The following is a 5,384-nucleotide window of genomic DNA, read 5'->3' on the forward strand; positions in this document are numbered from 1 at the left end:
AGTCCCAAAGACGGTACGTTTACCACGAAGCGCGGACCGATCTTCGGCAACATTATCCTTGCGGACGAAATCAACCGTGCCCCCGCCAAGGTACAGAGCGCGCTCCTTGAATCCATGCAAGAACGTCAAGTGACCATCGGCGATCAGACCTATCGCCTGGAAGAGCCGTTCATGGTCCTTGCGACGCAGAACCCTATCGAGCAAGAGGGTACGTATCCTCTCCCCGAAGCGCAGGTCGACCGATTCATGCTCAAGCTTCGTGTAAACTATCCGAGCAAGATTGAAGAACGCGAGATTATGGATCGCGTGGACATGCTCCACGAACCCGTAATCGACACGGTCATTACGCGTCACGAAATTCTCCATGCCCGCGAGGTCGTCAATCAGATTTACGTGGACGACAAGGCCAAGAACTACATCGTAGATATTGTGCAGGCGACTCGCTTCCCGGAAGCCTACGGCCTGTCTGTCAAGCACCTCATTGAATACGGCGCGTCGCCGCGCGCAACCATCTACTTGCAGCAGGCCGCGCGCGCGCTGGCGTTTCTGCAGGGCGAGGGCAACGTCTTTCCCAACGACGTCAAGCAGGTCGCCATGGACGTTCTGCGCCATCGCGTGATTGTTACCTACGAAGCGGAAGCCGAGAACAAGACCAGCGAGGACATCATCCGTATGATTCTCGACACGGTCCCCGTGCCGTAATCTGACGTTCAAGAACGGTAGAGGGTATCTCGAAGAATGATTCCGCAAGAGGTGATGCAGGAGATTCGGCGGATACAGATCCGCACGAATCACATGGTCAACGATATCTTGACCGGCCAGTATCAGAGTGTATTCAAGGGCCAGGGCATGGAATTCAAGGAGGTCCGCGAATACGTGGCCGGCGACGAGATTCGCATGATCGACTGGAACGTTACCGCGCGCACAGGCGTGCCACACGTCAAGCTGCTGGCGGAAGAACGCGAACTGACCGTGATGCTGCTGGTCGACGCCAGCGGGTCCGGGCGATTTGGAAGCGTGGGGCGATTCAAGAACGAACTTGCCGCGGAACTGTGCGCCGTACTGGCTATCAGCGCAATCAAGAACAACGACAAAGTCGGGCTCATCATCTTCACCGACGACATCGAGTTGTATGTGCCGCCGAGCAAGGGCCGCAAGCACGTGTTGCGTGTTATCCGCGAGGTGTTGTACTTCGAGCCCAAAGGACGCAAGACGAATATCCCTGGCGCACTGCATTTTCTGAATGGCGTTACGCGACGGCGCGCTGTTACCTTCCTTGTGTCCGACTTCATGGCATCGGGATACGAAATCCCGTTGCGCGTTGCCAGCAAACGCCACGACTTAATTGCCGTCGTCGTTAGCGATCCGCGCGAGGAAGCGTTGCCGGACGTTGGCTTGGCCTGTGTGCGCGACCCGGAGACCGATACGGAAGTACTCATTGACACGAGTAATCCCCGTGTCCGTGAAGACTATGCACGCGCGGCGGTCGAGCGCGCCAAAGCTCGCGAGACTATCTTTCAGCGTAACCGAGTTGACGCGATCCACATTCGCACGGATCAACCTTATGTGCAGGAGATTTATCGGTTCTTTCGGATGCGGGAGCGCCGCTATGCGTAACGCGTGTGTGTCTATGATGGACCATTCCAACTCCTGCAGTCTCCACTGTCATTCTGAGCGAAGCAATGAATCTGACTTGAGCTGGTTTTTGTTTGATGCCAGATCCTTCGCTTCGCTCAGGATGACAAGTGGGGCTGTGCTAAGGACTTTGCGAGGAGTGGCGTTGCCATGACTGACGCGGCCTCCGAGCGGTTGAAGGAATTCCGCGAGCAGAATCGCGCGGCGGCGGAATCGCGTCTGCAGACAGGGCGCGCTGCGAGATTTTTCATGGGGGCTGCGATACTGCTGGTGGTGGCGGCCTCTTCCGCATGGATAGGTTTTGGTCTGTCTGACGGGAATGTTGCTGCAGGTGGACTTACCGCCGAGCAGTGGCGCAAGTATGCGCTCAAACTGGAAGAAAAGCAGCTTCCCACGGCGGCGATGGATGCCTATGATCGTTATTTGGAGCATGCTTGCCTTACGGATGAGGCGCGCGCGAAGACGTGTTTCTCGGTCGCCAAGATCGCGATAGAAGAAAAGCAATACGAGCGCGCGTTGGCTTACCTCTACGAAGCGGAGATGCTCGCCCCGGATTCCGACGTTAAGGACGAACTAAACAAGAAGGTTGTCTTGTGCTTGGAGAAACTTGGCAGGACCAGTGCACTGCAGCGGGAACTCGAAACGCGCTCGACAGCGAGGCGTACCGCCAAGGATATTGCGCCGGAGGAGATCGTTCTTGCCGAATTCGGTGGTGAAGTAATCACCGACAAGGATCTGGAGCGGGAAATTGAACGTATGCCCGAAGCGGATCGAGCAGCTTATTCCGCTCCGGAAAAGCGCGCGGAGTTCCTCAGAAACCTCGTAATTCAACGAGTGCTAATCGATAAGGCACTACGTCAGGAGCTCGATGCGGACAAAGAAGTCCAGGCGCAGTTGGAGGCGCAGCGCAATTCCCTGATCGTGCATAAATTGCTTGCGTCAGAAGTGCAGCAGAAAATCAGCGTGACTAAAGAAGACGTTGAACGCTTTTACAAAGCAGAACCGGACCACTTCAAGGCGCCGAATTCCGGCGATGTACTGCCGTTCGACCAAGTCCGGGATCGGGCAGAGCGGATATTGCGCATGAAGAAGTCCGATGAAGAGACCCGAGTCTTCATCGACAAGGTCTTGGCGGAGAAAGATGCCAAGTTCTTCACGGAACGCCTGAAGCCTGCCGAAGGGGGGACGTGATGAAATCCCTTCGCCTGATTATTCTGCTTTGCGCTGTCTGCGCTGTGGTTTGGGCGCAAGATGAATCGCAGCCAGGAACAGTGACAACTGCGCCGGTGGAAAGGCAGGTTGCGCCGGCAGATGCGCCGACTGACAACCTGCCTTCAGTGGACGTGGCTCCTGAAGATTCCGCCGTCTCGGCTCCCGCTTCTTCCGAAAGCGCCCCTTTAACGGAATCGGGCGCGGAATCTGCGGCTGCCTCCGGAAATGAAGCTGCTGCCAGCACACCGACAACGCCTCCTGAGGCGAAGCCAGATACGCCGCGCCCAGCGACGGCGCAGGGTACCGGTGCAAATGCGCAAGTGCGTGTGACGCTCGACCCTCCGGAAATACCGTTTCACAAGCAGACTCGCTTCACAATTGCCGTGGAAGCGCCAGCCAACGCGGACGTCAAGATACCGCATATGGTCGACAAGTTTGGCGGGCTCTCTGTCTATGGCCAGCCTACCCATTCGTCAAGCGTCTTGGAGAATGGACGAAAGCTTGTTACCGAAACGTATACGCTCGACCCCGTCCTTATCGGCGACTATCCAATTGAGCCTGTGACCGTTGCCGTTGATGGCGAGGCCATCACTGTCGCGTCGCCATCAGTCCGCGTCCGCGACCTGACGCCGGAAGAGAAGGAAGAAGCGGAGCGCTTTGTGTCTGGCGCGACTCCTATCGATCTGCCGCTTCCCTTGTGGCGCAGGTGGGAGTTCTGGGCGGTTGTGGCCCTTGTCGCGTTTGCGATCGCGGTACTGATTTGGTGGCTCGCGCGTCATCGCGAGCGCATCGCGCGTCCCGCGCCGCCGCTGCCGGCCTGGGAGGTGGCGTATCAGCGTCTGCGTGAACTGGACGAGCGCAAATTGCCACAGGCAGGCCGGACCAATGTGTACTACGTCGAACTGTCGTCCATTCTCCGGCACTACATTGAAGATCGATTCGAGGTACATGCGCCGGAGCAGACGACTCCGGAGTTCCTGGCGGAAGCCGCGAACAAGCACGTATTCACTGACGAGCAGCAGCGTATGTTGGCGACGTTCTTGCGGCATTGCGACCGCGTGAAGTTTGCGCGGTACGAGCCCACGATTGACGAAATGGATCGCAGTTTTGCAGAAGTCCTCCGTTTCGTCGATGAGACAAAACCCAAGCCCGAACCGGATTCGGAGGAGAAAGTCGCATGAGACTCCTCGAATCCTTCGTGTTTCACGGCCTTCTGAATCCAGCGGCGCTGCTGCTGCTTGTGGGTGTCCTTATTCTATTCGTATTCGAACTGGTGTCCCACGCGCCTGGAGCAGTCAGCCTGTCCACCGGCGAATCTCTGAAACGAGTTTCCGGCGGCATGCGCGTTACTCTGCGGAGATTGCCCGCTGTGCTCCGGGTGATTGCCTTAAGCTTGTTGATCATCGCATTAGCACGCCCCATCCGCGGGTTGTCTGTCCAGAAGGACAGCGCCGACATCGTTGATATCATGCTATGTGTGGACGTATCGCGCAGTATGCGTGCAGCGGATTTCGTTCAGCAGGGACAGAACACGAGCCGCCTGGACGTGACCAAGCAGGCCGTGCGCGACTTTATCGAGAGCCGCAAGAATACGCCTGCCGATCGCTACGGTCTTGACCGTCTGGGGCTTGTGCTCTATGCAGGATACGCATGGACACAGACTCCGCTGACGCTTGACTACGATATCCTGTCGCGCGATGTGGAGCGCGCACAGATTGAAGGGGGTGGCGGGCAGCAAGGCAAGAACGGGACGGCCATTGGTTCGGCGATCGGCCTCGCGGTGAACAAGCTCCGAAAATCCGAGGCCAAAGCAAAGATCATTATTCTTCTCACCGACGGCCGCAACAATGCCGGAGAGTTAGATCCGATTACGGCGGCTCAGCTTGCCAAGGAATTTGGGGTGCGCGTTTACACCATTGCCGCAGGGTCCAGTGATGAGGTGCTAGTCCCCATGGAAAATTTCTGGGGAACCAGCGTACAAGCTGCCCGCCTTCCAATTGATGAGGAGACACTGCGCAGTATCGCGGACATTTCGGGAGGCAAGTTTTATCGTGCCACGGATGTTGAGTCACTCAAAGAAGCATACGATGAAATCAACAAGCTCGAAACCACAAAAGTGGAACTGGGCGATTACTACGAATACAAAGATGCGTTCATGCCGTGGGCTGTCGCTGGGGCGCTCGCTATGATGGCTTCGGTGTTTGGGCGGCGACTGTGGTTTGAACCCATACCTTAGGTCGGAAGATGGCATTTGGATTTGGCATAGACTCGCGGCTTTTGCCGTGGTGGATCATCGGCAGCGCGCTGGCGCTTGCGGGTGTTGTCTTTGCTTTGGTGTTCCTGGAACGCCGCAGGGCGGGACGGTTGCATCGATTCATTGAAGCGCGTCTGGCGCCGCGCCTCATGCCGGGATATGAAGCCGCTGCGCGCAAACCGCTGCTCTGGTTGACCATTCTCGGTTCTTTCTTTATGGTGCTTACTTTCTTGCAGCCGCACTGGGGGAAATCCTGGAAAGAGATCCGGCGTGTCAGCCGTGA

The 5,384-nt window shown here is 57.1% G+C and carries 6 protein-coding genes; all 6 read left to right on the forward strand.

Going from position 1 to position 5,384, the window contains the following annotated elements; translation table 11 throughout:
* Positions 1–702, forward strand: a 702-nt coding sequence (locus K1Y02_24930; protein ID MBX7259625.1) for a MoxR family ATPase, incomplete at its 5' end; no start/stop codon positions are given.
* A 36-nt stretch (positions 703–738) separates the two neighbouring features.
* Positions 739–1,617, forward strand: a complete 879-nt coding sequence (locus tag K1Y02_24935; GenBank protein MBX7259626.1) for a DUF58 domain-containing protein — start codon at positions 739–741, stop codon at positions 1,615–1,617.
* Positions 1,618–1,785: 168 nt separating this feature from the next.
* The gene (locus K1Y02_24940) at positions 1,786–2,826 is read left to right on the forward strand and encodes a hypothetical protein (protein ID MBX7259627.1); all 1,041 of its coding nucleotides are present in this window, start codon (positions 1,786–1,788) and stop codon (positions 2,824–2,826) included.
* The gene (locus tag K1Y02_24945; protein MBX7259628.1) at positions 2,826–4,028 is read left to right on the forward strand and encodes a hypothetical protein; all 1,203 of its coding nucleotides are present in this window, start codon (positions 2,826–2,828) and stop codon (positions 4,026–4,028) included. Before K1Y02_24940 ends, K1Y02_24945 begins: the two co-directional genes overlap by 1 nt.
* Positions 4,025–5,083 carry a VWA domain-containing protein gene (locus K1Y02_24950; GenBank protein ID MBX7259629.1) on the forward strand — a complete coding sequence of 353 codons (1,059 nt, stop codon included), beginning with the start codon at positions 4,025–4,027 and terminating at the stop codon, positions 5,081–5,083. Before K1Y02_24945 ends, K1Y02_24950 begins: the two co-directional genes overlap by 4 nt.
* An 8-nt stretch (positions 5,084–5,091) precedes the next feature.
* Positions 5,092–5,384: hypothetical protein (locus K1Y02_24955; GenBank protein MBX7259630.1), on the forward strand; the 293-nt coding region annotated here is incomplete at its 3' end.

The sequence above is a fragment of the Candidatus Hydrogenedentota bacterium genome, assembly GCA_019695095.1.
Classification (GTDB): domain Bacteria; phylum Hydrogenedentota; class Hydrogenedentia; order Hydrogenedentales; family SLHB01; genus JAIBAQ01.

Coding starts and splice junctions, on each gene's coding strand:
- K1Y02_24935 (MBX7259626.1), top strand. CDS start 739: ATGATTCCGCAAGAGGTGATGCAGGAGATTCGGCGGATACAGATCCGC.
- K1Y02_24940 (MBX7259627.1), top strand. CDS start 1,786: ATGACTGACGCGGCCTCCGAGCGGTTGAAGGAATTCCGCGAGCAGAAT.
- K1Y02_24945 (MBX7259628.1), top strand. CDS start 2,826: ATGAAATCCCTTCGCCTGATTATTCTGCTTTGCGCTGTCTGCGCTGTG.
- K1Y02_24950 (MBX7259629.1), top strand. CDS start 4,025: ATGAGACTCCTCGAATCCTTCGTGTTTCACGGCCTTCTGAATCCAGCG.